A 25,405-nucleotide genomic window follows, 5' to 3' on the forward strand; every position below is an offset into this window, starting at 1 on the left:
ATCAAGCCGTCGCATCCCGATTTGGACAATTAATACCGAAATCGAACTCGAATACGGCAAAGCGGACAATCCCCGCCGTTCACTTTGCACAGGCACCGCTCATCACGTCAGCGCCCGGCCGCCATTTTACTGTGCAAAGCGCTCAATGCAATAACGCAATCCAAGGCGAGTAATTCAGGCCGGGAAAAACTGATTCGTCGCTATATTGAAAAAATTTCCGATTATGTCGGAAACTTGGCGGGCATATTTCGGGGAAATCGGTCGGAAAGCGCTTGCCGAAAAAGCGTGCGGATGGACATGCGGCAAGGACGGCGAGCGGCAAGCGTGCGCAGTCGCGGCGCGACGCGGCCGATTGGCGCGGCGCGACGAAATTCGACGCGAGCATGACGAGCGACGCGGCGCGTGCGCGATGCCGCGGCGCGACGATGCGACGAAATGACGTCGCGGCGAAATGACGACGCAACGGCGCAACAACGCAACGCGCGGCCCGCGCGCCGCATCGTCACGCCGCATTCACTGCCAGCCCTCGATTTTCAGCCCGCTGTCCCGCTCCGCCTCCTCGCGCGATACGTCACGCACCGTCTGCCCGAACGTCCAGACGTGCCGCTCGGGATCGCGCGCGCGGTACGTGCGATCGCCGTAGAACTGATCGGCGGGCGCCTGCAGGATCACGGCGCCCGCCGCGCGGGCCCGCTCGCAATGCGCGTCGATGCCCGATTCGAGCCGCACGTGCACGCATTGCGTGTTCCTGCCGTCGACCGACGACGGGCTGACGGCGAAGTCGCTCCATCCGCCCTCGCCGATCATCACGATGCCGTCGCCGAACGACATCTGCGCATGCGCGACACGCCCTTGCGCATCGCTGACGACGAGCTCGCGCGTGAAGCCGAATGCGCGCTCGAGCCATTCGAGCGCGGCGCGCGGATCGCGGTAGAACACCGCGCTGCTGAACGACGGGCGTCGGGATAAGGCATTCATGCGAGCGGCTCCTTCGGTGTCGTGTCGACGGCAAACCACTGTCGCCAACGCCGCGCGCCGTGTCAAGCCGCAAATTCGTGCTTCGTCCCTCGCCCGCGCGCAACGCCGCGCGGCGCCCGCGCCGCTAGAAGCGCGTGCGCAACCCGACCGCCGCCGCGACCTGATTGCCTGTCGACGACGCGCCGCCCGCGGTGTTGATCATCGCGACGTAGTTGCGGCCCGACGCGTGCTGGTACATTCCTTCGAGATAGACATCGGTGCGCAGCGACAAACGGTACACCGCCTGCAGATCGACCTGATGCCACTTCGGATCGGAACCGTACTTGACGGTGTTGTCGACGCGGCCGTCCGTATACGTGTACGCGGCGCCGACGCTGAACGCTGGCGTCACCTGATACTTTCCGTTCAGCTCGTAGTTGTCGAAGCGAACCGTGCCGCCCGTCGAGCCGAACGACGCGGTGTTCTCGTATTCGGCGCGCGTGTACACGAAGCCGGCCGTCGCCGGGCCGAACGCGTAGTTGATGCCGCCGCCGTACGAGCGCATCCGGTCCGCGCCGAGCGAGAAGCCGCCCCTGCCGTTCGCCGCCGATTCGACGACGTCGACCGCGCCCGGGCTGCCCGCCGTCGTGCCCTTCGAGCCGTCGATCTGCAGGTAGCCGGCCGCGACGTTCAATGGCCCGCGCGTGTAGCTCGCGCCGAAGCTGTATGCGCGGTTCGCCGCGAACCCGGTGCTGTTCGACATCGCGTACATGCCGCCGAACCTGAAGCCCGCATATGTGTTGCTCGTGTACTTGATCGCGTTGTTGATCCGCAGCGAGTGGTTCAGGTTGTCGTTGTCGAACGGGTGCGCGAAGCTCGCGTCGCCGAACGTGCCCGCCGTCGCCGACATCGGCGCGACGAAATCGACGAGCGAATCGTATTGCCGGCCGATCGTCAGGGTGCCGAAACGATTGTCCGACAGCCCGACGTACGCGAAGCGGCCGAACAGGCGGCCGTCCTGGCCGAGCTTGCCGTTCTCTGAGTTGAAGCCGTTCTCCAGCACGAACAGCGCCTTCAGCCCGCCGCCGAGATCCTCGGTGCCGCGCACGCCGAAGCGGCTGCCGTTGACGGCGCCCGTCGTCGCCTGCACGAGCCCGCCGTGCGAGTTGCCGCTCGCGACGTTGTTCGTATACATGATCCCCGCGTCGATCAGCCCGTACAGCGTGACCGAGCTCTGCGCGTGCGCGGCCGTCGCGGCCAGGACCCCTGCGGTTGCGCATGCAAACCGGATGTTTTTCACAACGAAACTCCTTGTTGATTGGAATGAAACGACTCGCTTCGACGACGACCGAGTTTAGGGATTCGTCCGCCGAGAATCAGCGGCCGGGCGCGTAGAGCTTCTTTGCGCAGGCCGGAACGAACGGACACACTTCCGTCACGAAGCCTCACCCCGATCGGCCGCGCGACGCGCTCTGCTGTTTTTCAGTGTTGTGCAATCCGCAAGGCTGCTTGCCTGCGCGGCCGGTTTTTCCGCGCGCGGCCGCTGCGTAGACTCTGCTTCGTCAGTTCGGATCGTTGAACCGCGAACTGCATCGAATCGAATCACACTGGAGGTCATCTTGAAATCGATCGTCGTCACCGCTGCCGCCGCCCTCGTGCTTGCCGCACCGGTCGTCTCGTTTGCCCAATCGTCGAACGGCTCGCTCACACGCGCGCAAGTCGTTCAGGAGCTCGTCGATCTGGAATCGGTCGGCTACCAGCCGTCGCGCGGCAACGAAACGACCTATCCGGACGACATTCAGGCCGCGCAGCGCCGTCTCGACGCGAAGCGCCTCGCCGCGCGCAAGGCCGCCGAGGCCGCGTACGGCCCCGCCGTCGCGGGCGCGGCGCAAGCCGGCAAGCCCGCGGCGGGCGTGCAGTAAACGAACGTCGTTGAGGAGACGTCGGGCAAGGAGACATCACGGATGAAGAGGCGATGCGAGATGCGTCGTCTCTTCGCTGTCTTGCTGTCTTGCTGTCTTGCTGTCTTGCTGTCTTGCTGTCTTGCTGTCTTGCTGTTCAGCAGCTTCTCTATTTATTCAGCGGCCATTTCGCGGCATTTCCGTCGCAGCCGCTCGATCCGCGCGTCGTCCCCTTGTTTGTTTGGCCGCGCGTGGCCGAAGCGAAGCGCGGCGCCCCCGCGAACGTGTGCATCATCTCGATGAAAGCCGCCACGCCGTGCAATCTCCGCTGCCCGACACCCGCGACGCCCGAAGAAAACAAGGCGCGACACGCAACGCGCGGCCGCCCGTCGAGCGCGGCCGCGCATCGCGTCGATATCGGAGGATTCGCTCAGTGACTCACTCAGTGACTGAGCGCGTGCGCCGCTTCGAGCCCGACTTCGAGCGACGCGGCGATCGCGCTTTGCGTCGCATCGGACGCCTCCGCGCCGATCGCCGACAGCATCGCTTCGTCGCGCGCGATCATCTTCGGCATGTGAAAGCGCAGCGCATCGACCCAGGTCCGCACTTTCGCGTCGATGAAGCGGCGCGACGGATAGAGCGCATAGACGTTCATCTTCTGCAGCCGGTGCGCGGGCAGCACGCGCACGAGTTTGCCGCAGCGCAGGTCTTCGATCGCCGCATAAAGCGGCAGCATGCCGATGCCGATGCCCGCGCGGATCGCGACCGCGAGCGACTCGGCGGTATTGGTCTGCACTGGGCCGTCGACCTTGATCTCCTCGGTGCCGTTCGGCCCTTCGAGCAGCCATTCGTGCGTCGGAAACGCGGGCGTGCGCAGCGTGAGGCACGCGTGCCGCGCGAGATCGCGCGGCGTGCGCGGCGCGCCGTGCGCACGCAAATACGCGGGCGTCGCGCACAGGATGCTGAACGTCGAGCCGAGCAGATGCGACACGAGCTCGGAATCGGGCAGCGACGACGCGGTCACGACCGCCATGTCGCTCGAGCCGTCGAACAGATCGGGCATCCGCTGCGACAGCGTGAGCTCGATCGACACGTCCGGATGCTGACTGCGATACGCGGTGAGCGCAGGCAATACGTAATGCTGGCCGATGCTCGCGAAGCTGTGCATCCGCAGCACGCCCGCCGGACGCTCGTGCGCGCAGCTCGCTTCCTCCTCCGCCTGATCGACGTCCGCGAGGATCTGCCGGCATCGCAGCAGATAGCGCTCGCCCGCGGGCGTGAGCGCAAGGCGCCGGGTCGAGCGGTTCATCAGCCGCGTGCGCAGCCGCGCCTCGAGCTCGGACACCGCGCGCGACATCGCGCCCGTCGTCGAATTCAGCGATTGAGCGGCCGCCGTGAAGCTGCCCGCTTCCACCACGCGGGCGAACACCCGCATGTTCTGTAGCGTATCCATTCCCGTTCGAAACCTGTCGTAGAGCCGATATTGTCCTCCAGCGGAACCTGCGCATTGTTGCCGCCACGGCAACTATGGTTTCCCTGCGGTTGCGTTAATGCGCGTGCGCGCGGCTCCTACAATCGGCGCCTCTCCGGTCGGACTGGCGTCGTCGCGCGAGGCCGGAGGCCCCGATTCGCGCCCGCCACCAGCACCGCCACCAGCACCAGCCATGAAGCACGAGCCCGCGCTACAGCGATTCCTCATCGATCCGCAACGATGGCAGGAGCGGCTGCGCAGCGTCGCCAGGCTCGCGCGCGACTGGGCGGGCCGCGACGGCCTCGTCTGGCTGCATCTCGCGAAGACGATCGCGGCCGCGCTCGCCGCAATGGGCATCGCGATGCTGCTCGACCTGTCGCAGCCGAGAATCGCGATGACGACCGTGTTCGTGCTGATGCAACCGATGAGCGGGATGGTGCTCGCGAAGAGCTTCTATCGGGTGGTCGGCACGGGCGTCGGGCTCGTGGCCGCGCTCGCGTTGGGCGGCCTGTTCGCGCAGCAGCCGGAGCTGTACATGGCGGGCATCACGCTGTGGGTCGCGGGCTGCATCGCGGCCGCCGTGCGCAACCGGCACTTTCGCTGGTACGGCTACGTGCTCGCCGGCTACACGGCCGCGCTGATCGGCCTGCCCGCGGTGATGGCGCCGAACACGCTGTTCCTGTCGGCGCTCACGCGCGCGGCCGAAGTCGCGGTCGGCATCTTCTGCTCCGGCGCCGTCAGCGCGCTCGTGTTTCCGCTCAGCTCGAGCGACGCGCTGATGCGCACGCTGAATGCGCGGCACGCCGCTTTCGTCGCGTTCGCCGCGAGCACGCTCGCCGGCGCGGTCGAGCGCGGCGATTTCGAGCGGCGCTTCGCCGACTTCGTCGACGGCATCGTCGGCTTCGAGGCCACGCGCGCGTTCGCGTCGTTCGAGGACCCGCACATCCGTGCGCGCAGCCGGCGGCTCGCGCGGCTGAACAGCGAATTCATGAACGCGTGCGCGCGGCTTCATGCGTTCCATCAGTTGCTCAAGCGGTTGCGCGCGAGTCACGCGGTGGAAGTGCTCGCGGCGATCGGTCCGCATGTCGACGCGCTGTCGGCCGCGCTGTCCGCGCTGCGCGGCGACTCCGCCCAACGGCGCGCGACGCAGTCGCGGTCGCCTTCACCTTCACCTTCCCCTTCACCTTCACCATCGCCCGCGCTCGTCGAGCTGAGCGCGTACCTCGCCGCGCTGCCGAAACGCGCGCGCGCGTCGCGCCGCGCGGTCGAGACGCTCGCCCCGGCCTGCGCGCTCGACTTCGACACCGCGATCGAGCTGCTCCACCGCTTCGTCGACGAATTCCTCGGCTACGCTGAAACGCACGCGTCGCTCGCGCTCGACAGCCACGTGCTCGAGCGCTCGGTCACGCGCTACGCGGTGAAGACGAACCGCTACTTCGTCGGCTTCACGTTCCTGCGCACGCTCGTCGCGATGGGCGCGATGAGCGCGTTCTGGATCGCGTCCGAATGGTCGAGCGGTGCTCTCGCGGTGATCGGCACGGCGATCGCGTGCGCGCTCAGCTCGACCGCGCCGCGCGCGAGCCGCTTCGTCGCGCAAATGGCCGCGGGCGCGGCGCTCGCGACGCTCACCGGCTATCTGTACGTCTGCTACGCGTATCCGCGCATCGACGGCTTCCCGCTCCTGTGCGCGGCGCTCGCCCCCGCGCTCGCGGCGGGCGCGTATCTCGCGACGCGCCCCGGCAAGTCCGGCTACGGGATCGGCTTCGTCGTGTTCTTCTGCCTGCTCGCGGGGCCGGACAACGTGATCGTCTATGCACCCGATGCGCTGATCAACAACGGCCTCGCGCTCGTCGTGTCGATGCTCGCCGCATCGATCGCGTTCGCGGTGGTGTTCCCCGCCGAGATGCCCTGGCTCACCGGCAGAATCGCGCGCGATCTGCGCCGCCAGATCACGCTCGCGTGCGACGGCCCGCTGTCGGGCCTCGAGCAGCGCTTCCAGTCGAGCTCGCACGATCTGATGTCGCAACTGCGCAACCTGCTCACGAAGCGCTCGCGACGGCATCGCGACGCGCTGCGCTGGATGCTCGCGACGCTCGAAGTGGGCCATGCGGTGATCGACTTGCGCCGCGAGATGCAGGCGTTCACGGCCGCGCAGCCCGCACAGGCGCTGCGCTGGCGCGCGTTGATCGACGCGGTGCGCGATGCGCTGCCACGGCTTTTCGAGACACCCGACGCGCATCGGCTCGCGCGTGCGCTGAAGTCCGTCAATCTCGCGATCCGTGCGGTCCGGCACACGCAGCACCTGTGGTCCGCGGTGCCCGCCGAGCGTCGTCAGATGCAGCGCATCGTCAGTTGCCTGCACTTCATCCGCAGCGCGCTGATCGACGGGGACGCGCCTTTCAATCGCGGCTCGCGCGCCCGTGAACGCGTGCGCGCAAGACGCGGCTCGCGCGGCTGACACGCGAAACGATCGTTGTGCGAAATGGAAAGAAGCTCCCCACGCCCGGCGATTAATTCAATCCGATTCGGGTCATATAGTTTCATCACCGTCGAGCAAGACGGAAACCCTCAAGGAGAAAATCAAATGAAGTCGCTGCAAATCGCCGTCGTCGCGCTGTCGCTGTCCGCCGTCATGGCCGCCGCTCATGCGCAACCCGCCGCCGCCGACGCGGGCCGGCAACCGGCGAACCGCACCGAGGCCGTGCAAGCCGCCGGCCGCGTCCCCGCCGCTCATCAAGACGGCCAGGAACCGAACGCATGCGTCGGCCCGGTCAGCTTCTGCAACATCTACTTCGGCAGCTAAGCGTCGTGCGCGCCGCGCTCGGGACCGAACGGAAAGCTCGACACGAGCTTTCCGTTTCATGACTTCAAGCTGTCAAATTCATTTGCGAGACTGCGCGCTCGACTCACCGCACGCGCAACACTCCGACGAGCGGCGGTGCCTTCCAGCCGATTCTTCCTCGCTCCTCCGTTTCGATGAAACGCCGCCTCGCCCGCCTCCTCGCCCCGACCCTGCTGTGCGCCGCGCTTGCCGCTTGCGGCGCCGGCGACGTGAACGACAACGGCACGCCGCCCGCCGCGCAGCCGAATCCGGCGCCCGAAGCGCCGGCGCCCTCTCCCGCGCCCGCCGCGCCCACCTACTATCAGACGAAGACGCCTTATCGTCCACAGCAGGACGCTTCGACGTACGAAGCGCCTCCCGCGGGCTACGCGCCCGTCTATACCGAGATGGTCGCGCGCCACGGCTCGCGCGGGCTGTCCGGTTTCAAGTACGACGGCGCGATTTACGACATGCTGCAGAAGGCGGACGCCGACGGCGCGCTCACGCCGCTCGGCCGGCAGTTGAAGGCCGACACGTTCGCGATGATGAGGGCGAACGCGCTGCTCGGCTATGGCGTCGCGGGCATCTCGACGCCCGGCTACGGCAATCTCACGCAGGTCGGCATCCGCGAGCACCGGCAGCTCGCCGCGCGGCTGCTCACGCGGCTGCCCGCGCTGTTCGACTCGGCTGCCGGCGCGGCGGCGGGCAACGCGGCGCGCAAGATCGTCGTCGTGAGTTCCGGCCAGGATCGCGCGGTCGACAGCGCGACGTTCTTTTCCGGCGCGCTCGTGGCCGCACGCCCCGCGCTCGCGCCGGCGATCACGCTGCCGCCCGCGCCCGCCGGCTATCCGGAAGGCGCGCCGGTTGCGCAAGCCGCGGGCGTCAATCGCTTCCTGCTTTACTTCCATGCACTGAAGCCCGCCACCGATCTCGTCGCGTCGACGGCCGATCCGTATTACGCGACCTATCGCGACAGCCTCGCGTATCAGGCCTACGGAGGCGATCCCGTCGCCGCCGCGAAACTCGACGCGATCGTGCAATCGCCGCAAACGGCGCAGGTCGCGCAAGCGGTGCTCGCCGGGCTCGTCGCGCCCGAGTTCGTCGCGAAGCTCGGCACCGCGGGCTACACGTTCTCGAACACGGGCGCTTACGCGTTCGCGTCGGCGGACGGCAAATTCGCCAACACGGTGAAGGGCGACGGCAAGACGAAGATCAAATCGGCCGCCGACGCCGCGAACGTGCTGTACAACCTGCTGCAGGTCGCGCCCGCGATGACGGCCGAAACAGGCGGCGTCGCGATGGAGCGCTACATCGCCGCGCCGCAGGCCGAGCACCTCGCGTATCTTCAGGACGCCGAGGATTTCTACGGGAAAGGCCCGGGCGTCGCCGAAGCGAATCCCGTCACGTACCGGATGGCGCAGGCGCTCGTCGACGATTTCTTCGGCGAGATCGACGCGATCGCACGCGGCGACCTGACGAACGCGGCGAAGCTGCGCTTCACGCACGCCGAGGTCGTGATCCCGTTCGCGTCGATCCTGAAGCTCGGGAACGTGTTCGCCCCCGTGCCGCAGGCGCAAACCTACACGTATGCGAGCAACCCGTGGCGCGGCGAGACGGTGTCGCCGATGGCCGCGAACCTGCAGTGGGACGTGTATCGCAACGGATCACGGCTCATCGTGAAGATGCTGTACAACGAGCGCGAAACCGATTTCCAGCCCGCGTGCGACGACGCGCGGATCGCGCCCGGCAGCCGCTTCTACGACTACGCGGGCTTGAAACGCTGCCACGGCTATCGCTGAGCGTCGCCCGCGCGCGGCCGCCAGCCGGCCTCGCGCAGCGCGTCGACGAGCCGCGCGGCGCCGAGCGCCTCGACCTGCACGCCGCGCGCCGATAGATCGGTCGCCGCGACGAGCGCGTTGACGATCGCCTCCTCGACCGCTTCCGCCGCCGCATCGAACAGCGCCGAGATGTGCTCGTCGGCGACCATCCGCACGCCGACCGTCGTCGGCCCCGGTCGGCCGTAGCTCGCGATCGGCAGGCCGGCGTTGCCGGTCGCGAACGCGACGAAGATGTCGCCGCTCGAGTTGTCGGTGCCGCCGCCGACGCGTGCGAGCCCGACGCTCGCGCGCTGCGCGAGCCGCGTGCATTGATGCGGCAGCAGCGGCGCGTCAGTCGCGAGCGTCACGACGATCGAGCCCATGCCGGGCTCGCCCGCCGCGCCCGGCGCGCGGAACGGCGAATGAATCTCGTGCAGCACTTCGCCGACCGGATAGCCCGCGACGCGCAGCGCCGCGCGCTGCCCGTAGTTCGCCTGCACGAGCGCGCCGACCGTCCAGCCGCCCGCCGTGTCGGCGACGACACGCGACGCGGTGCCGATGCCGCCCTTGAACTCGTGGCAGATCATGCCGGTGCCGCCGCCGACGCAGCCCTCTTCGACCGCGCCCGAACGCGCGGCGGCCAGCGCCTGCGCGACATGCCCGACGCGCACGTGCTGGCCCCAGATGTCGTTCAGGAGTCCGTCGAACGTCTCCATCACGACCGGCATGCACCAGTACACGTGCTCGCGATCGCGCGCGCCGCCCTGCGCGCGCTCGGCCGCGATCAGCGCGTCGCGCACGATGCCGACGCTGTGCGTGTTCGTGTACGCGATCGGCGTCGTCAAAAGCCCCGCCTCGCGAATCCATTCGAGCCCGGTCGCGTCGCCATTGCCGTTCAGCACGTGAACGCCCGCGAAGCACGGCTCGTCGCGCGCGCGGCCGGCGCGCGGCTCGATCACCGTCACGCCGGTATGCGCCGACGCGTCGCCCGCGTCGACGTGCACCGTGCGATGCCCGACCCGCACGCCCGCGACGTCGGTGATCGCGTTGAAGCGCCCCGGCTTGCCGCGGCCGATGCGAATGCCCAGATCTCGTATGCGCATGCTGATGGTCCTCTCTTTCGGTTCGTGGTTCAGAGTTCGCGGAACGCCGCGCTGCGGCGCGCCCAGAGTGCATAAGTCGCGAGCGATACGACGGCGAGCCCGGCGATGATGTACAGGTCGGTCGGCTTGGTCGCGGCGGCGATCGTCGTATAGAGCGTATACCCCGCTCCGGCGATCGCGACGACGGGCGGCAGCGGCCACCACGGCATCCGGTAATGATGATCGACGTCGCGCCGCGTCACGCGGCTCGCAAGCGCCGCGATGCCGACGGCGAGATAGATGAGCAGCAGCAGATCGACCGTGAACGCGGTCAGCTCGTCGAGGCTCGACACGAACACGAGCAGCGTCGAAGGCACCGCGAGCGTGAGCGTCGCGATCCACGGCGACTCGAGGCGCGGATGGATGCGCGTGAACGCGCCGTTGCAGGTGCGCGACCACAATGCATGGCGCCCGCTGCTGTACAGGAAGCGCCCGACCATGATGACGATCGCGATGATCGCGTTGAACACCGACAGGAAAATGCCGCCGCTCACGACGCGCGACACGCCCGAATTGCTGAGCGCGCGCACGACGTAGCCGATCGGATCGGCGCTTTTCGCGAGCTCGACGAACGACGGCGCGCCGAGCACGATCGCGGTGAGCGGCACGAGTTCGACGACGAGGATCACCGCGAGCGAGCAGATCACGGCCTTCGCGATGTCGCGGTTGCCGCCTTCGAGATCTTCGGCGAGAAACACGGCCGCGCCGAAGCCGTTGTAGCAGAAGATCGCGGTGCCGACGGCCGGCATGATCGCGGCGAGCGTCGCGGGCACGAGCGCGGCTCCGCTCACGACGACCGGATTGACGAGCGCGAGCGCCGGGCGATGCGGTTCGGAAAAGCCGAGATACGCGATCAGCGCGAGCACGAGGATCTCGATCACGAGAAACGCGCCGGTGATCCACGCGTTCGTGCGAATGTTCAGGATGCCTAGCGCATAGCTCGCGAGCACGATCGCGAGCGCGACCGACTGATTGCCGAACTGCGTGCCGAGCGCGGCATTCAGGTAAGGCGCGGCGCCGCTCGCGAGCACGGCCGGAATGAACACGTTCACGGCGAGCACCGCGACGAAGGTCAGATAGCCGGGCAGCGCGCCGAACACGCGCTTGACCATCACGTACTCGCCGCCCGCGCTGCGATGCGCGGCGCTCAGTTCTGCGTAGCAAAGCGCGAACGCGAACGCGAGCAGCCCGCCGAGCACGAACGACATCACCGCGCCGCTGCCCGCCTGCTGGATCGCGAACGGCGCGATCACGAAGATCGAGCTCGCGGGCGTCACGCCCGACACGGTGATCATCACGACGTCGCGCACGCCGAGCGAGCGCACGAGCGTGTCCCGTGCGCGCGTTTCGGCCGGCGCGGCGGCCGCCGTGCTCGAGGACTCCGATATCATCGCCATCTTGCTCTCCTTTGCCGCAGGTTTTTTGAACGCCCATACTCGGGCAACGCATGGCGCGCAGTCTAGGAAGCCAAATTGCACGCCGCCATTCCCCCTTGGGGTTACGCCAAATCGGGGCGCACATGGATCGACTGTTCAGCGAAGTAGCGATGCATCAAGCGTTCGGACGCGCGCTCGATCACCTCGGCGAGCCGCGCTTCTGGCGCTTTCTGATTCTGTTTCTCAACGAGATGGTGCCGTTCGACAACGCGCTCGCGACCGCGCTCGGCCGCGACGGCGTGCCCGTCGTGCTCGACGAATACGACACGGGCGGCGCGAGCGGGCCGTCGCCCGTGCCGCTGTATCTCGACGGGCTCTATCTGCTCGATCCGTTCCTGCAGGCCGCGCACGACGGCCTCGCGGACGGCTGTTATCGGCTCGAGGAAGTCGCGCCCGACCTGTTCCGGCAAAGCGAGTATTTCCTCAGTTATTTTCGCGACGCGGTCGGCGAGGACGAATTGCAGATCATCGTGCGCACGCGGCCGGACGAGATGCTGTCGCTGTCGCTCGGCGCGCACGCGCGCTTCGACACCGGCGCGCTCGGCCGCCTCGCCGCATGCTCGCCGTGGCTCTTCGCGGCGATCCGCCAGCATCGCCGGCTGCAAGGCGACGCATCGCGCACGGGCGCGAACGACGATCTCGCCGCACGCGTCGAGCGGGCGCTCGCGAGCTTCGGCGAGGAACTGTTGACCGAGCGCGAGATGGCGATCGCGCGGCTCGTGCTGCGCGGCAACTCGTCGAAGGCGATCGCCGAGCGGCTCGCGATCTCGCCCGAGACCGTCAAGGTGCATCGCCGGCACTTGTATTCGAAGCTCGGGATTTCGTCGCAGCCGGAGCTGTTCTCGCTGTTCCTGCAGGCGCTCGGGCACGACGCGCCGCGGTGACGCCGCGATGAAACCGCCGTGAGGCGGCGATGAAGCGGCGGTGAAGCGGCAAAGCGGCCGGCGATGCATCGAATTCGCCGTCGACGATCGCCTTTCCTCCGTGCGCAAAACCGCCTATGTTTTGAAAGGGTGCGAAACGGATGCGACACCGCAGCGATGCGAGAACAACGCCACGGCGCTCGCATCAATCGCTCACGTCGTTCGAATGGCCCCCGCGCCCGCCGGAACAAGGAGACACACATGAGAACCGCTTTTGTCGCATGCGCGCTCGCGCTCGGATTCGCTTCGAGCGCCGCGCTCGCCGATGCGCCCGCGATGCCGAGCGGCGGCATGCTGGTCGCCGCCAACGGCATGACGCTCTACACGTTCGACAAGGACACCCCGAACTCGGGCAAGAGCATGTGCAGCGGCCCATGCTCGGCGAACTGGCCGCCGTACAAGGCGAGCGCGACCGATCAGCCGACGGGCGGCTACACGATCATCAAGCGCGACGACGGCACGCTGCAATGGGCCTACCAGGGCAAGCCGCTCTATTTCTTCGCAAAGGATGCCGCGAAGGGCGACAAGAAAGGCGACGGCTTCAAGGACGTCTGGCACGCGGTGAAGGAATAGGCGCGCGGGCGGCGCGGCGGGACGTGACGGCGTCTCGCCGCGCTCGGCGCGCGGGCGCGAGCGCGAGCGCGGATACGGGCACGAGCACGAGCACGAGCACGAGCACGAGCACGAGCATTGCAGCGTGGCGCTTCGCGCGCATCGCGTCAACCGCCGCGACGTCGTTTGCAGCGGCCGCTTGAGCGCGAGCCGATCGAGCGCGGTGCGTACGTTGCGTCAGCGCGCGATGCGCCGACGGATTGCACGATCGGCACGCACTCGCCGCGCGGGCCGCCTACGCATCGCGATCGCAGAGGACGAACTCGTCAGCAAACACCTCGATACTTGCGCGTTCCTGCAACTATTCCGGCCTGCGAAGCCTTGCGCCCGCCTCGCAAACACCGTGCGGCCGAGGCGCGCGGCGCATGCTTCGCGGCGCTTGATTCGCGCGTGCTTCGCTCTTGAGCCGCACTCTTGAGCGATACGAGTGAAGTGCGTCGACACGAGACGACGAACCGCTCGCGTCACGGCTGCCGATGCGCCGGCAGCGCCGGCAGCGATCGCGCCGGCGATCGCAACCGCAACCCGAACATCGCATCGCACACAAGCGCGCGCATCAGCGTCCGCGCGCCGCCGACGCGGCTCGGCCAGCCCTCCACGCGCTCACAGAGCCGGCAGATACGTCAACGGATCGACCGGCACGCCCTTGCGTCGAATCCCGAAATGCAGCATCACGCGATCCGCGTCGCTGTCGCCCATCTCCGCGATCGTCTGGCCCTTCGCGACCTTGTCGCCCTCCTTGACCATCAGCTTGCGATTGTGCGCGTAGGCGCTGAGATACACGTCGTCGTGCTTGACGATCACGAAGCTGCCGTAGCCGCGCAGGCTGTCGCCCGCATAAGCGACGACGCCGTCCGCCGCGGCCTTCACCGGCTCGCCTGCGGCGCCGCCGATGTTGATGCCGGGATGCTTCGCATCGTCGGGATTCTTCAGGATCGGGCCGCGCACCGGCCACGCGAAACTCGGCGCGGCGGCGGACGCCGCGGATTGCCGCGGCTGCTGCGATTGCTGCGACTGCCTTGCGACCGCGCCCTTCGCATCCGCGGCGCCCGCCGCTGGAGTCGAGCCCGGCTGCGTCGCGCAGGCGGCGAGCGCCGCGACGGCGGCGGCGCATGCGGCGCGCAGCGCGAGCGTGACCGTGAAGGACTTGTCCGAAAGATTGGTTGGCTTCGTATACGACATCATCGGCATCGGCTTCTCACTTCTCTGTTGCAATGGATCTGGGCACGTCGCGCGCGTGCCGTGGCCGGCGCGCGACGCCGGGAAGAGATACCACGCACGATCCATTCAATACAATTTCCTTGCATATTCTTACAGCGCCATCCCGATGCGGCGCAGGACCGCCGCGGCCGCCGGCCGTCGCGCGCGGCGCGCCGTGGTCCAACCGGAGACGATGCGTATCGCGCGCGTACGCCGCGCAAGCGGCAAGCCGCACTCCGCACACACGCACACACGCACACACGCACACACGCAAGCACGAGCACAAAAGAAAAAGCCCGCGTTACGCGGGCTTCGAACAGGCCGTCGACGAAACGCTTCGCCGAACGGCCTGGATGGGCCAACTACAAAGCTGCTCAGCGGCTCGACGGGAAGCTGAACACCGTCCCCTCGCGCACGCCGGCCGACGGCCAGCGCTGCGTGATCGTCTTGCGCTTCGTGTAGAAGCGCACCGCGTCCGGGCCGTACGCGTGCAGATCGCCGAACAGCGAGCGCTTCCAGCCGCCGAACGAGTGATACGCGACGGGCACGGGCAGCGGCACGTTGATGCCGACCATCCCGACCTGGATGTTGTCGCTGAAGAAGCGCGCGGCCTCGCCGTCGCGCGTGAACAGGCACGTGCCGTTGCCGTACTCGTGCGCGTCGACGAGCGCCATCGCTTCGGCCAGCGACGCGACGCGCACGACGCCGAGCACCGGCCCGAAAATCTCATGCTGATAGATCGGCATGCCGGGCTTCACGTGATCGAACAGGCACGGGCCGAGGTAGTAGCCGCCGTCGTGGCCGTCGACCTTCACGCCGCGGCCGTCCACGACGAGCGATGCGCCCGCTTCGACACCGGCTTCGACGAAGCCCGCCACCTTCTCGAAGTGCTGCCGCGTGACGAGCGGCCCCATGTCGACGCCTTCTCCCGTGCCCGGGCCGACCTTCATCTTCGCGATCTCGGCCGCGAGGCCCTCGACCACCTTGTCGCCGGTCTCGTCGCCGATCGCGACGACGAGCGGAATCGCCATGCAACGCTCGCCGCACGAGCCGTACGCGGCGCCCATCAGCGCGTTCACCGCGTTGCCGATGTCGGCGTCCGGCATCACGACCGCGAAGTTCTTCGCGCCGCCCAACGCCTGCACGCGCTTGCCGTGCGCGCAGCCCGTCGTGTAGATGGTTTCGGCGATCGGCGTCGAGCCGACGAAGCTCACCGCCTTCACGCGCGCGTCGGTCAGGATCGTGTCGACGGCTTCCTTGTCGCCGTTCACGACGTTCAGCACGCCCGGCGGCAGGCCCGCCTCGAGCGCGAGCTCGGCCATGCGCAGCGTCGACGACGGCGTGCGCTCCGACGGCTTCAGCACGAACGTGTTGCCGCACGCGACCGCCATCGGCCACATCCACAGCGGCACCATGATCGGGAAGTTGAACGGCGTGATGCCCGCGACGACGCCGAGCGCCTGGAACTCGCTCCACGAATCGATCGCCGGGCCGACGTTCTTGCTGTGCTCGCCCTTGAGCAGCTCCGGCGCGTAGCTCGCGTACTCGACGTTCTCGATGCCGCGCTGAAGCTCGCCCATCGCGTCGGCGAGCACCTTGCCGTGCTCGGCCGTGATCAGCGCGCACAGCTCGTCCGCGTGCGCCTCGAGCAGTGTCTTGAAGCGGCTCATCACGCGCGCGCGCTTGAGCGGCGGCGTGTTGCGCCACGCCGGGTACGCGGCCTGCGCGGCCGCGATCGCCGCCTCGACCGTGGGCTTGTCGGCAAGCCGCACGCTCGTCGTCGATGTGCCCGTCGCCGGATCGAACACCGGCTGGACGCGCTCGCCGCCGTCGACGCGCTTGCCGTCGATCAGATGGCCGAGGGTGGAGGTCACGTTGCTGTCGTGTTTCATCGCGGTGTTTCCTGAATTCGTGTGTTTCGTTCGTGTGTTTCGTCGATGCGGCGAACGCGCGCCGCCGCGCAAGCCGGAGCGCATCGCGCCGCGGCCGAACCGCTTCGGCGGCGAACTGCCGTCGCGCCGCCCCGGCGCGGCGAACGCCGTTTCGGCCGCCGCCCGACGCGCGCGCGGCGGCCCCGCGTCGTCACGCGGTGGCGAGCAGCGCGTCGTTCAGCGCGCCGACAAGGCTGTCGATCTCGTGCCTCTCGGCGATGAACGGCGGCGCGAGCTGGATCGTGTCGCCGCCGTAGCGCACGTAGAAACCGTTCTTCCAGCAATGCATCGCGATCTCGTACGGACGCCGCGCAGGCTCGCCCGGCGCGTGCTCGATCGTCAGGCCCGCGGCGAGCCCGCAGTTGCGGATGTCGGCCACGTGGCGCACGCCCTTCAGGCCATGCACGGCCGCCTCGAAATGCGGCGCGAGCGCGCGCACGCGGCCGATCGCGTCTTCCTTCTCGAGCAGATCGAGCGCCGCGACGCCCGCCGCGCATGCGACGGGATGCGCGGAATACGTGTAGCCGTGCGGAAATTCGAGCATGTAGTCGGGGCCGCCCGCCGCCATGAACGTGTCGTAGATGTCCTGGTTCGCGATCACCGCGCCGAGCGGCTGCGCGCCGTTCGTCACCTGTTTCGCCACGTTCATGATGTCCGGCACGACGCCGAACGCATCGGCGCCCGTCATCGCGCCCGCGCGGCCGAAGCCCGTGATGACTTCGTCGAAGATCAGCAGGATGTCGTGCGCGGTGCAGATCTCGCGCAGCCGCCGCAGATAGCCCTTCGGCGGCACGACGACGCCCGCCGAGCCGGAGAACGGCTCGACGATCACCGCGGCGATGTTCGACGCGTCGTGCAGCGCGATCAGGTCGAGCAGGCGCTCGGCGAGCTCGGCGCCGTGCTCGGGCAGCCCGCGCGAGAACCTGTTTTCCGGCAGTTGCGTGTGCGGCAGGAAGTCCGCATCGAGGCCCTGGCCGAACAGCTTGCGGTTCGGCCCGATCCCGCCGACCGAGATGCCGCCGAAGTTCACGCCGTGATACCCCTTCTCGCGGCCGATCAGGCGCGTCTTCGTGCCTTTGCCCTTCGCGCGCCAGTACGCGCGCGCCATTTTGAGCGACGTGTCGGCCGCCTCCGAGCCCGAGCCCGTGAAGAACACGTAGTCGAGGCCGGCCGGCGTGAGCGCCTTGATCTTGTTCGCGAGCTCGAACGACTGCGGATGACCGAACTGGAACGCGGGCGAGTAGTCGAGCCGCGCGACCTGGCGCGCGACCGCGTCCGAGATCTCGGTGCGGCCGTGGCCGAGCCCGCAGCACCAGAGGCCGGACAGTCCGTCGAAAATCCTGCGGCCGTCGGCTGCCGTGTAGTACGCGCCCTTGCCTTCGACGATGATCCGCGGGTCCTGCTTGAACTGGCGGTTCGCGGTAAACGGCATCCAGTGGGCGTCGAGCCACTGCGCATCGGTGCGCAGCGGCGTGTCGGGGGTCGTGGGTTCGGTCAGAGCGTTCATGTCGGTCGGCAGCGCGGCGCGGCGCGGATGAATGAAGATGTTGCGCATTGTCGAGTCGACGAATAGTCTTTTGAATATCGCAATATCAATGTTTACTTGAGCATTTATGCAAGCAAGAAAACCGAAGAGCCGCGCGCTCCTCGGCCAGCTGACCGACATGGACTTGCGCCTGCTGCGCGTGTTCAGGAGCGTCGTCCAGTGCGGCGGCATGGCGGCGGCCGAGCTGGAGCTGAACATCGGGATCTCGACGATCAGCCGGCACGTGAAGGATCTCGAAACGCGCCTCGGCCTCGTGCTGTGCCGGCGCGGCCGCGCCGGCTTCACGCTGACGCCCGAGGGCCAGACCGTCTACGAGGAAACGCTGCGGCTGCTGGCGTCGGTCGAGGCGTTCAGGAGCCGCGTCGACGGAATTCACGACCGGATGGGCGGCGAGCTGCACATCGCCGTGTTCGACAAGACCGCGACGAACCCGAAGGCGCGGCTCGGCGACGCGATCGGGCGCTTTCACGACGAGGCGCCGGACGTCGCGCTGAACCTGCACGTCGCGTCGATCAACGAGGTCGAGCGCGGGATCATCGACGGCAGCTATCAGGTCGGGATCATCCCCGCGCACCGCAGCTCGGGCAGCCTCGTCTACATGGACTTGTTCGACGAGCGGATGCTGCTGTACTGCGGCGCGAGCCATCCGCTCTTCGACGCGCCGCACGCGAAGCTCACGTGGCGCCAGGTGCGCGGCTACGCGTTCGCCGGCCTCGGCTACCACTCGCCGAACATGGAGCTGAGCCACCGCGCGAAGCTCACGCGCAGCGCGACGGCGTCGGACCAGGAGTCGATCGCGACGCTGATCCTGTCGGGGCGGTATCTCGGCTTCCTGCCCGATCACTATGCGCAGAGCTTCGAGGCGAAGGGGCTGATGCGGCCCGTCGCACCGCAGCGGTTCCATTACTCGTGCCGGTTCGTGAGCCTGCTGCGGCGCTCGCCGCGGCCTTCGCGCGCGGCGCTGCTGTTTCAGGATTGCCTGGAAATCGCGCATGCGGCGGCGCGGGCGAAGGCGTGAGCGCGACGACGATCGAACCGTTGGAGGGTGAGTCCATGGGGCCGCTGATTTCCATGCCGCCGCCGCCCATCGACCCACGCGATGTATTGCCGCCTGTCGAGACGATACGGAACCGTCCACGCCTGCGATATCTCGTTGTATTTCTCCGCGCCGCCGTCGAACGCGAGGCTGCCCGTGTCGACGTTCGTTCGCGTCAGCCTGGCTTTTACCCACTCATGCGAATGAAAAGCGAAAGAACACCGTCGCTACGGCCCGCCGCCGCAGCACATTCAAACCGCAACGACGCGTTGACTGCGTGCCTGACGCCCGCCATTGCCGGTCAATCAAGCTTCAATCGACCCGCGGCCTCAGCCGGGCGCGGTGCGCAACGCCACGCGCCCGCTCGATGACAAGCCGGCGAACGCCGTCGCGGGGAAAGCGCGACAACCGTTACGGGCATGCGCGGCGCCGCGCCGACGATGCCGACGTCCACCGCCGCCCGCTCTGCGATAATCGCGCTTTCCCGCATACTTCCGCGCCGATGCGGCGCCGCGCCAAGCCATGAATTCACCGTTGCCGACCGCCCCCGCCGCGCCGCTGCCGCCGATCTCGTGCCTGCAGGACGACGAACGTCCGTGGCTGCCGATGGACGCGAGCCTGCCCGGGCTCGCGATCAAGTACCTGCACATCAACGTCGCCGAAGACGAGATGACCGTGCTGCTGAGGATGCCGGTCGGGCTCGCGCTGCCGCGCCATCGACACGACGGCGCGGTGTTCGTCTACACGCTGCAGGGCGAGTGGCGCTATCGCGAATACGACTGGATCGCGCGGCCGGGAAGCACGCTGCTCGAGCCGGCGGGCTCGCACCACACGCCGGAGGCGATCGCATCGGAGACGGGCGCGGTCGTCACGTTCAACGTGATGCGCGGCGATCTCGTGCTGCTCGACGATGCGGGCAACGAGACCGCGCGCGAGAACGGCCGGGTCGGACTGCTGCGCGAACGCAAGTTCGCGCGCGCGAAGCCGGATGTCGCGCCGCCTTTCGTCACGCGCTGAGCACGCACGCCCGTCACGCCCGTCACGCCCATCGCGCCCATCGCGCGACACCGGCGTGCGGTTGCGGCAGCCGTGCGCTGCGCGTTCGCGACGACGGCCGCCGCATCAAGGCCGCCGCGCACTGCCGGCGGCGAATGCCCGCTCGCGTCGTTCGATCGAGCTCCGCTCACTCCGGATACGAATCGTGAACCTTGAGCTTCGCGAGCTTGAAGATCGTGCGCAGCGTCCGCGGATGGATGTCGCGGCGCGCGGCGAGCGACGACAGGATGAAGTCGAGCACCTTCGCGTGCCTGAGCAGCACGAGGCAGCTTTCGAGATCCGTCTTGTCGGTCGCCTGCATGCGTTCCGCGAGTTGCAGCATCTCGGTGGATAGCTCGCGCGCCATGTCGAGCTCGATCTGCTGCTTTTCGGTCCAGACGGCGGGCTGCGGCTGCTCGAGCAGCTTCGCCAGGAAGGCCTGGAATTGCGCGTCGGACTGGTTCGGGAGCGTGTCCATGTATTGCACCGTGCTGCTTGGGGACGAGCGGATCTTGCGGATGCGCCCGACCAGTTTGCCTGAATCCGCGCCGTTCGGCCGGCGCGGCCCTCGTATTCGATGCGACGCAGAAACCGTGCCAGCGTCGACAACGTCAAGTGCGGCGCACGCGACGGAAGGACGGAGATGAGCCGTCAGGGCCGTCGACAGGCCGTCCGAGGCAGCATGTCCCATGGTGCCCGCGGCCCCCCCGCTCCGCGCCGCGTCGGCCCAAACGCACAGACGGCGTCAAAACGATTCAAAAATGTTACGTAACGCATGGCGTTGAAGCGGGGAAACCACGAGCGAGAATACGCGATACGCCGGCGACCTGTTCAACGCCCCGACGCTTTTCGCGCCCCCTTCTCCGCCACAACGGATACGCGAAATCCGCCGTTCGATCTCTGTGGCGGCTCGCGGCCGACGGCACCGCAATCGGCCGGCAGGCCATTCGCGCAAGATTCCCCCCGATCCCGCCCGATTGCCCTCCGCGACTGCCGGATCGAACCGCGCGGCCCCGCGACAGACCCGCTTCAGCCAAATGGACTCGGTTGTTCCGGCGAAAAGCCAATGGATCATTGAAGTTCGGCCGGAAGTTCGACCTGAAAAAGCGGCTCAGGCCTTCCGTATCGCCGGCTCCCGGTCCGCCCGCGTGTCGCGGTTGCTCATCCCGAGCGCCGCCTGCGCCCCGAGCGCGCCGCTGCCCTGAACCCGCCGCTCGCCGTTGCGTGAAGCCTCGCCGCCCTACCCGGATCAACCCCTTACAAAATCCTAAAGAATCCCCCGCGCCTGCCGACAACCACGCCATCAGAGAGCGGTGACGCGTGCGTTCCGCCAACGTCCCCGCCACCGCACTCGGAGTCATTCATGAACGTGCCATTCTTGCGGCGCGCGAGCGTCGGCGCACGCCTCGCTGCGCTGTCGAGCGCGCTCTTCGCGCTTCTCTTCGCCGCGTTCGTCTGGGCGCTGACCCACGCCGCCGCCGGCCAGATCGCCGGCCAGGTTCACACGCGCATCGACGAGAAGGACCGTTCGATCGCCGCGATGATCGCGCTCTTCGACGAAGCGCTCACCGCCGAGGCGAGCCGCGCGATGACGCTCCTCGGGAGCTTCTTGCCGCCCGGCTACGCGCTCGATCCCGCGCGGACCGTCGACGTCGCGGGCGTCGCGACGCCCGCGCTCACCGCGGGCGGCCAGACGCTGAACCTCGATTTCTCGATCCCCGACCAGTTCCTGCTGAAGAGCGGCGCGATCGCGACGATCTTCGCGCGAAAGGGCGACGACTTCGTCCGCGTGACGACGTCGCTGAAAAAGCAGGACGGCAGCCGCGCGATCGGCACGCTGCTCGACCGCAAGGGCCCCGCGTACGCGCCGCTCGTCGCCGGCAACACGTATACCGGTCTCGCGACGCTGTTCGGCAAACGTTACATCACCCAATACAAGCCCATCGCGGACGCGAGCGGCGCGATCGTCGGCGCGCTGTTCGTCGGCATCGACGTCGGCGCGGAAATGCGGCTCGTCGAGAACGGCATCCGCCAGTTGAAGATCGGCGAGCACGGCTACTACTTCGTGCTCGACGCATCGAACGGCCCGACGCGCGGCAACCTGATCGTCCATCCGCAGCGCGCGGGCCAGCGCGCCGACGACGCAGCCGCGCCGTACGCGCAGATGCTCGCCGCGAAGGAAGGCCAGTTGTCCTACACGTCGACCGACACGGCCGCGTCCGACAGCGGCCCGCGCGCGAAATTCGTGTCGTTCGTCACGGTCCCGCAGTGGCAATGGCTCGTCGGCGGCATCGCGATCGACGACGAAGTGATGGCCGGCATGCGCGCGACCCGCAACCGCTTCGCGGCGATCGGCTGCGCATTCGTGCTCGCGTTCGCGGCGCTCTTCGTCGCGGTCGTCAAGCGCGTCGTCAGCCGACCGCTCGACGCGGCCGCGCACGCATCCGAGCGCTTCGCGGCGGGCGATCTCAGCGTGCGGATCGCCGCGCGCGGCGTTCACGACGGCCCGGCCGATCCGCACGCGAGCGGGCGCGGCGACGAGATCGGCCGGCTCGTGCGCGCGGTCGACGGCATCGGCGACGGCCTCGCGCGGATCGTCGCGCAGGTGCGCCGAGGCGCGGCCGACATCGCGCACGGCACCGTGACGATCGCGGCGGGCAGCAGCAACATGGCCGCGCGAATCGCGACGCAGGCGAGCAGCGTCGAGCAGACCGCGGCGAGCATGGAGCAGATCACCGCGGCCGTCCAGCAGAACGCCGACCACGCGGCGCAGGCGAACGCGCTCGCGACGGGCGCGTCGTCCGCCGCGACGACGGGCGGCGCGGCCGTGCAGCGCGTCGTCGCGACGATGGGCGACATCCAGGGCGTCGCGCGCAAGATCGCCGAGATCACCGGCGTGATCGAGGCAATCGCGTTCCAGACCAACATCCTCGCGCTGAACGCGGCCGTCGAGGCGGCGCGCGCGGGCGAGCACGGCAAGGGCTTCGCGGTCGTCGCCTCCGAGGTGCGCGCGCTCGCGCAGCGCAGCGCCGCGGCGGCGAAGGAGATCGACGCGCTCGTCGGCGAATCGGCGACGACGGTCGAGCACGGCTTCCGGATCGCCGAGGACGCCCGCGCGGCGATGCAGGACATCGTCGCGCGCGTCGACCAGGTGCGCGCGATCATCGCCGAGATCAGCGCGGCGTCGCGCGAGCAGTCGAGCGGCATCGAGCAGGTGAATCTCGCGGTCACGCAGATCGGCGCGGCGACGCAGCAGAACGCGACGCTGATCGCCGACGCCGAGCGCGCGGCCGCCGCGCTGCGCGACGAGGCCGCGCAGCTCGCGCATGCGGTCAGCGTGTTCAAGCTCGCGGCGGAAGAACGCGCGCATGCGCGAGACGAAACGCGCGCGGCATCGGCCCGCGTCGCCGCGCATTGAGCGCGTACGCCGTTCGTAAGCTTTCGGGCGCATCGTCAGGCATCCGAAAGCTCGCGCATCCGTCTCATGGATAACGCCGACTGACAGACGGCGCGCGGCTCCCTTACCTTGTGCTCGCGGCATGGATGCACGGCCAGATGCGATCGCACCGGAGGGAACCGATGACCTCGCTCGACAAGATGTGGCAATTCCTGTTCGGCAAGCCGCTTGATCCGCTCGACCCGCGCACGCGGCACGCGATCGCGGTCACGCCGATTCTCGCGTGGGTCGGGCTCGGCGCGGACGGCCTGTCGTCGTCGTGCTACGGCCCGGAAGAGGCGTTCCTCGCGCTCGGCCAGCACACGCCGCTCGCGCTCTTTCTCGCGCTCGCGACCGCCGCGACCGTGTTCATCATCGCGCTCGGCTACAACCAGGTGATCGAGCTGTTCCCGACGGGCGGCGGCGGCTACCGCGTGTCGACCGCGCTGCTCGGGCCGAAGCCCGGGCTCGTGTCCGGCGCGGCGCTCCTCGTCGACTACGTGCTGACCGTCGCGACGTCGCTCGCGAGCGGCGTCGACGCATTCTTCAGCCTGCTGCCCGTCGGCGCGCAGGCGTTCAAGCTCACGACCGAGCTCACGCTGATCGTGCTGATGACGGGCCTGAACTTCCGCGGGATGAAGGAATCGATCATGGTGCTGCTGCCGATTTTCGTCGGCTTCGTCGTGCTGCACTTCGGCCTCATCGTCTACGGCGTCGCGGCGCACGGCAGCAACCTCGCGAACGTCGTGCCCGACGCGTTCGGCGAGGCGCGCGGGATGTCGCACACGCTCGGCCCGCTCGTGATGATCGCGCTGCTGATGCGCGCGTTCTCGCTCGGCGGCGGCACGTACACGGGCCTCGAAGCGGTGTCGAACAACGTCAACATGCTCGCCGAGCCGCGCGTGCCGAGCGGCAAGGTGACGATGTTCTACATGGCGACGTCGCTCGCGTTCACCGCAGGCGGCATCATTCTGCTCTACATGCTGTGGCACGCGAAGCCCGTCGAGGGGCAGACGCTCAACGCGGTCGTGTTCGGCAGCGTGATCGACCACCTCGGGCTCGGCTCGTCGTTCGCGCGCCACGCGCTGCTGGCCGCCGTGCTCGCGTTCGAGGCGGGGCTCTTGCTGGTCGGCGCACAGACGGGCTTTCTCGACGGGCCGGCCGTGCTGTCGAACATGGCCTCCGATTCGTGGGTGCCGCGCCATTTCCGCGATCTGTCGACGCGGCTCGTGCGGCAGAACGGGATCGTCGTGATGGGCGTCGCGAGCTTTCTGATCCTGCTCTGGACGCACGGCAACGTCGACGTGCTCGTCGTGCTGTACAGCATCAACGTGTTCCTGACGTTCAGCATGTCACTGCTCGGCCTCTGCACGTACTGGTGGCGGCGCCGCCGCGACGACGCCGGCTGGCTCAGGCATTTCGCGCTGTCGGCGCTCGGGCTGTCGGTGACGAGCGTCGTGCTCGTGATCACGCTTGTCGAGAAGTTCACGGCGGGCGGCTGGCTGACGGTGCTCGTGACGAGCGCGGTGATCGCCGCGTGCCTGCTGATCCACCGCCACTACTCGGACACGCGCGCGCAGCTCGCGAAAGAAGACGCGCTGTTCGCCGGCGAGCCGCCCGCCGTCGACGAGGGCGCCGCGCCCGGCAAGCCCGATCCGGCGCAGCCGACCGCGGTGCTGCTCGTCGGCAAGCATCGCGGCGCGAGCATGCACGCGCTCTTGTGGGTGAACCGGCTCTTCCCCGGGCACTTTCGCAACGTGATTTTTCTGGCGGTCGGCGAAGTCGACGCGAAGAGCTACGACGGCGAGGAGCATCTGGAACGGCTGCGGCACGCGATCACGTCGTCGCTCGACTACTACGTCGCGCACTGCCGGCGCCACGGGATCGCGGCCGACTACCGGATCGCGTTCGGCACGCATCCGATCGTGGAATTCATGCGCCTCGCCGACGAGACGATGGACGAGTTTCCGAACAGCGTCTGCTTCGCGAGCAAGCTGATCTTCCGGCGCGTGAATTTCCTGACCGCGTGGCTGCACAACCAGACGCCCGTCGAATTGCAGGCGCGGCTGCATCAGCAGGGGCGGCAGATGGTGTTGTTGCCGATGAATGTCGGGTAAGCGGCGCGCCCCGGAGCGTCGCCG

21 protein-coding genes are annotated in these 25,405 nt (G+C 68.3%); 11 read left to right on the forward strand and 10 right to left on the reverse strand.

Annotated elements, in window-relative coordinates; genetic code table 11:
* Positions 1-142: 142 nt before the first annotated feature.
* From WS78_RS26035 to WS78_RS26045, 3 genes are all read right to left on the reverse strand, one after another.
* Positions 143-463 carry a hypothetical protein gene (locus WS78_RS26035; protein WP_156437443.1) on the reverse strand — a complete coding sequence of 107 codons (321 nt, stop codon included), beginning with the start codon at positions 461-463 and terminating at the stop codon, positions 143-145.
* 50 nt (positions 464-513) lie between these two features.
* Positions 514-978 carry a VOC family protein gene (locus WS78_RS26040; RefSeq protein WP_038753844.1) on the reverse strand — a complete coding sequence of 155 codons (465 nt, stop codon included), beginning with the start codon at positions 976-978 and terminating at the stop codon, positions 514-516.
* A gap of 124 nt (positions 979-1,102) precedes the next feature.
* Positions 1,103-2,257: a porin gene (locus tag WS78_RS26045; RefSeq protein WP_059578490.1), complete on the reverse strand. Its 1,155-nt coding sequence runs from the start codon at positions 2,255-2,257 to the stop codon at positions 1,103-1,105.
* 319 nt (positions 2,258-2,576) lie between these two features.
* Between WS78_RS26045 and WS78_RS26055 the strand changes: the two genes are divergently transcribed.
* Both WS78_RS26055 and WS78_RS36350 read left to right on the forward strand, forming a co-directional pair.
* The gene (locus WS78_RS26055; protein ID WP_059578495.1) at positions 2,577-2,879 is read left to right on the forward strand and encodes a DUF4148 domain-containing protein; all 303 of its coding nucleotides are present in this window, start codon (positions 2,577-2,579) and stop codon (positions 2,877-2,879) included.
* Positions 2,880-2,932: 53 nt separating this feature from the next.
* The gene (locus WS78_RS36350; RefSeq protein WP_156437444.1) at positions 2,933-3,295 is read left to right on the forward strand and encodes a hypothetical protein; all 363 of its coding nucleotides are present in this window, start codon (positions 2,933-2,935) and stop codon (positions 3,293-3,295) included.
* A gap of 5 nt (positions 3,296-3,300) precedes the next feature.
* Here the strand turns inward: WS78_RS36350 and WS78_RS26065 are convergent, their stop codons facing one another.
* Entirely contained in the window at positions 3,301-4,311 is a 1,011-nt protein-coding gene (locus tag WS78_RS26065) for a LysR family transcriptional regulator (protein ID WP_038747741.1), read from the reverse strand.
* 211 nt (positions 4,312-4,522) lie between these two features.
* On the opposite strand from WS78_RS26065, the gene WS78_RS26070 reads away from it, so the two are divergent.
* From WS78_RS26070 to WS78_RS26080, 3 genes are all read left to right on the forward strand, one after another.
* Positions 4,523-6,787 carry an FUSC family protein gene (locus tag WS78_RS26070; RefSeq protein ID WP_059578499.1) on the forward strand — a complete coding sequence of 755 codons (2,265 nt, stop codon included), beginning with the start codon at positions 4,523-4,525 and terminating at the stop codon, positions 6,785-6,787.
* 126 nt (positions 6,788-6,913) lie between these two features.
* Complete coding sequence (locus WS78_RS26075; RefSeq protein ID WP_038747735.1) at positions 6,914-7,132, forward strand: hypothetical protein; 219 nt, start codon at positions 6,914-6,916, stop codon at positions 7,130-7,132.
* Between the two features lie 173 nt (positions 7,133-7,305).
* Positions 7,306-8,949, forward strand: a complete 1,644-nt coding sequence (locus tag WS78_RS26080) for a histidine-type phosphatase (RefSeq protein WP_038747733.1) — start codon at positions 7,306-7,308, stop codon at positions 8,947-8,949.
* On the opposite strand, the gene WS78_RS26085 is transcribed toward WS78_RS26080, so the two are convergent.
* Positions 8,940-10,070 carry a DmpA family aminopeptidase gene (locus tag WS78_RS26085; protein ID WP_059578502.1) on the reverse strand — a complete coding sequence of 377 codons (1,131 nt, stop codon included), beginning with the start codon at positions 10,068-10,070 and terminating at the stop codon, positions 8,940-8,942. The genes WS78_RS26080 and WS78_RS26085 overlap by 10 nt on opposite strands.
* 29 nt (positions 10,071-10,099) lie before the next feature.
* Complete coding sequence (locus tag WS78_RS26090; RefSeq protein WP_059578507.1) at positions 10,100-11,506, reverse strand: APC family permease; 1,407 nt, start codon at positions 11,504-11,506, stop codon at positions 10,100-10,102.
* A gap of 122 nt (positions 11,507-11,628) precedes the next feature.
* On the opposite strand from WS78_RS26090, the gene WS78_RS26095 reads away from it, so the two are divergent.
* Together WS78_RS26095 and WS78_RS26100 are read left to right on the forward strand one after the other, a co-directional pair.
* Positions 11,629-12,429 (forward strand): helix-turn-helix transcriptional regulator, encoded by an 801-nt coding sequence (locus WS78_RS26095; RefSeq protein ID WP_038747724.1) that lies wholly within the window; start codon positions 11,629-11,631, stop codon positions 12,427-12,429.
* A 240-nt stretch (positions 12,430-12,669) separates the two neighbouring features.
* Positions 12,670-13,041 (forward strand): COG4315 family predicted lipoprotein, encoded by a 372-nt coding sequence (locus tag WS78_RS26100; protein WP_038747721.1) that lies wholly within the window; start codon positions 12,670-12,672, stop codon positions 13,039-13,041.
* Between the two features lie 642 nt (positions 13,042-13,683).
* On the opposite strand, the gene WS78_RS26105 is transcribed toward WS78_RS26100, so the two are convergent.
* From WS78_RS26105 to WS78_RS26115, 3 genes are all read right to left on the reverse strand, one after another.
* A complete protein-coding gene (locus WS78_RS26105; RefSeq protein WP_226377312.1) occupies positions 13,684-14,367 on the reverse strand; it encodes a murein hydrolase activator EnvC family protein in 684 nt (227 codons plus the stop codon).
* Positions 14,368-14,654: 287 nt separating this feature from the next.
* Positions 14,655-16,172, reverse strand: a complete 1,518-nt coding sequence (locus WS78_RS26110; protein WP_038747714.1) for a CoA-acylating methylmalonate-semialdehyde dehydrogenase — start codon at positions 16,170-16,172, stop codon at positions 14,655-14,657.
* A 190-nt stretch (positions 16,173-16,362) separates the two neighbouring features.
* Positions 16,363-17,766 (reverse strand): aspartate aminotransferase family protein, encoded by a 1,404-nt coding sequence (locus WS78_RS26115; RefSeq protein ID WP_059578510.1) that lies wholly within the window; start codon positions 17,764-17,766, stop codon positions 16,363-16,365.
* A 58-nt stretch (positions 17,767-17,824) separates the two neighbouring features.
* Between WS78_RS26115 and WS78_RS26120 the strand changes: the two genes are divergently transcribed.
* Together WS78_RS26120 and WS78_RS26125 are read left to right on the forward strand one after the other, a co-directional pair.
* The gene (locus WS78_RS26120) at positions 17,825-18,775 is read left to right on the forward strand and encodes a LysR family transcriptional regulator (RefSeq protein WP_059578515.1); all 951 of its coding nucleotides are present in this window, start codon (positions 17,825-17,827) and stop codon (positions 18,773-18,775) included.
* Between the two features lie 540 nt (positions 18,776-19,315).
* Positions 19,316-19,810 (forward strand): 2,4'-dihydroxyacetophenone dioxygenase family protein, encoded by a 495-nt coding sequence (locus WS78_RS26125; protein ID WP_059578520.1) that lies wholly within the window; start codon positions 19,316-19,318, stop codon positions 19,808-19,810.
* 166 nt (positions 19,811-19,976) lie between these two features.
* Here WS78_RS26125 and WS78_RS26130 read toward each other — a convergent pair whose 3' ends face one another.
* Positions 19,977-20,306: a hypothetical protein gene (locus tag WS78_RS26130; protein ID WP_038747703.1), complete on the reverse strand. Its 330-nt coding sequence runs from the start codon at positions 20,304-20,306 to the stop codon at positions 19,977-19,979.
* Positions 20,307-21,191: 885 nt separating this feature from the next.
* On the opposite strand from WS78_RS26130, the gene WS78_RS26135 reads away from it, so the two are divergent.
* Positions 21,192-23,246, forward strand: coding sequence for a methyl-accepting chemotaxis protein (locus WS78_RS26135; protein WP_059578523.1), 2,055 nt, complete (start codon positions 21,192-21,194; stop codon positions 23,244-23,246).
* 161 nt (positions 23,247-23,407) lie between these two features.
* On the forward strand, positions 23,408-25,381 hold the full coding sequence (locus WS78_RS26140) for an APC family permease (protein WP_038747700.1): 1,974 nt from the start codon (positions 23,408-23,410) through the stop codon (positions 25,379-25,381).
* Positions 25,382-25,405: the final 24 nt, after the last annotated feature.

It is taken from the genome of Burkholderia savannae, from assembly GCF_001524445.2.
In the GTDB taxonomy this organism is placed as follows: Bacteria; Pseudomonadota; Gammaproteobacteria; order Burkholderiales; family Burkholderiaceae; genus Burkholderia; species Burkholderia savannae.

Excerpts from the sequence above, each read along its gene's own strand:
- WS78_RS26040 (WP_038753844.1), bottom strand. The coding sequence starts at position 978 with ATGAATGCCTTATCCCGACGCCCGTCGTTCAGCAGCGCGGTGTTCTAC.
- WS78_RS36350 (WP_156437444.1), top strand. The coding sequence starts at position 2,933 with ATGCGAGATGCGTCGTCTCTTCGCTGTCTTGCTGTCTTGCTGTCTTGC.
- WS78_RS26065 (WP_038747741.1), bottom strand. The coding sequence starts at position 4,311 with ATGGATACGCTACAGAACATGCGGGTGTTCGCCCGCGTGGTGGAAGCG.
- WS78_RS26070 (WP_059578499.1), top strand. The coding sequence starts at position 4,523 with ATGAAGCACGAGCCCGCGCTACAGCGATTCCTCATCGATCCGCAACGA.
- WS78_RS26075 (WP_038747735.1), top strand. The coding sequence starts at position 6,914 with ATGAAGTCGCTGCAAATCGCCGTCGTCGCGCTGTCGCTGTCCGCCGTC.
- WS78_RS26080 (WP_038747733.1), top strand. The coding sequence starts at position 7,306 with ATGAAACGCCGCCTCGCCCGCCTCCTCGCCCCGACCCTGCTGTGCGCC.
- WS78_RS26085 (WP_059578502.1), bottom strand. The coding sequence starts at position 10,070 with ATGCGCATACGAGATCTGGGCATTCGCATCGGCCGCGGCAAGCCGGGG.
- WS78_RS26090 (WP_059578507.1), bottom strand. The coding sequence starts at position 11,506 with ATGGCGATGATATCGGAGTCCTCGAGCACGGCGGCCGCCGCGCCGGCC.
- WS78_RS26095 (WP_038747724.1), top strand. The coding sequence starts at position 11,629 with ATGGATCGACTGTTCAGCGAAGTAGCGATGCATCAAGCGTTCGGACGC.
- WS78_RS26100 (WP_038747721.1), top strand. The coding sequence starts at position 12,670 with ATGAGAACCGCTTTTGTCGCATGCGCGCTCGCGCTCGGATTCGCTTCG.
- WS78_RS26105 (WP_226377312.1), bottom strand. The coding sequence starts at position 14,367 with ATGGATCGTGCGTGGTATCTCTTCCCGGCGTCGCGCGCCGGCCACGGC.
- WS78_RS26110 (WP_038747714.1), bottom strand. The coding sequence starts at position 16,172 with ATGAAACACGACAGCAACGTGACCTCCACCCTCGGCCATCTGATCGAC.
- WS78_RS26115 (WP_059578510.1), bottom strand. The coding sequence starts at position 17,766 with ATGCGCAACATCTTCATTCATCCGCGCCGCGCCGCGCTGCCGACCGAC.
- WS78_RS26120 (WP_059578515.1), top strand. The coding sequence starts at position 17,825 with ATGCAAGCAAGAAAACCGAAGAGCCGCGCGCTCCTCGGCCAGCTGACC.
- WS78_RS26125 (WP_059578520.1), top strand. The coding sequence starts at position 19,316 with ATGAATTCACCGTTGCCGACCGCCCCCGCCGCGCCGCTGCCGCCGATC.
- WS78_RS26130 (WP_038747703.1), bottom strand. The coding sequence starts at position 20,306 with ATGGACACGCTCCCGAACCAGTCCGACGCGCAATTCCAGGCCTTCCTG.
- WS78_RS26135 (WP_059578523.1), top strand. The coding sequence starts at position 21,192 with ATGAACGTGCCATTCTTGCGGCGCGCGAGCGTCGGCGCACGCCTCGCT.
- WS78_RS26140 (WP_038747700.1), top strand. The coding sequence starts at position 23,408 with ATGACCTCGCTCGACAAGATGTGGCAATTCCTGTTCGGCAAGCCGCTT.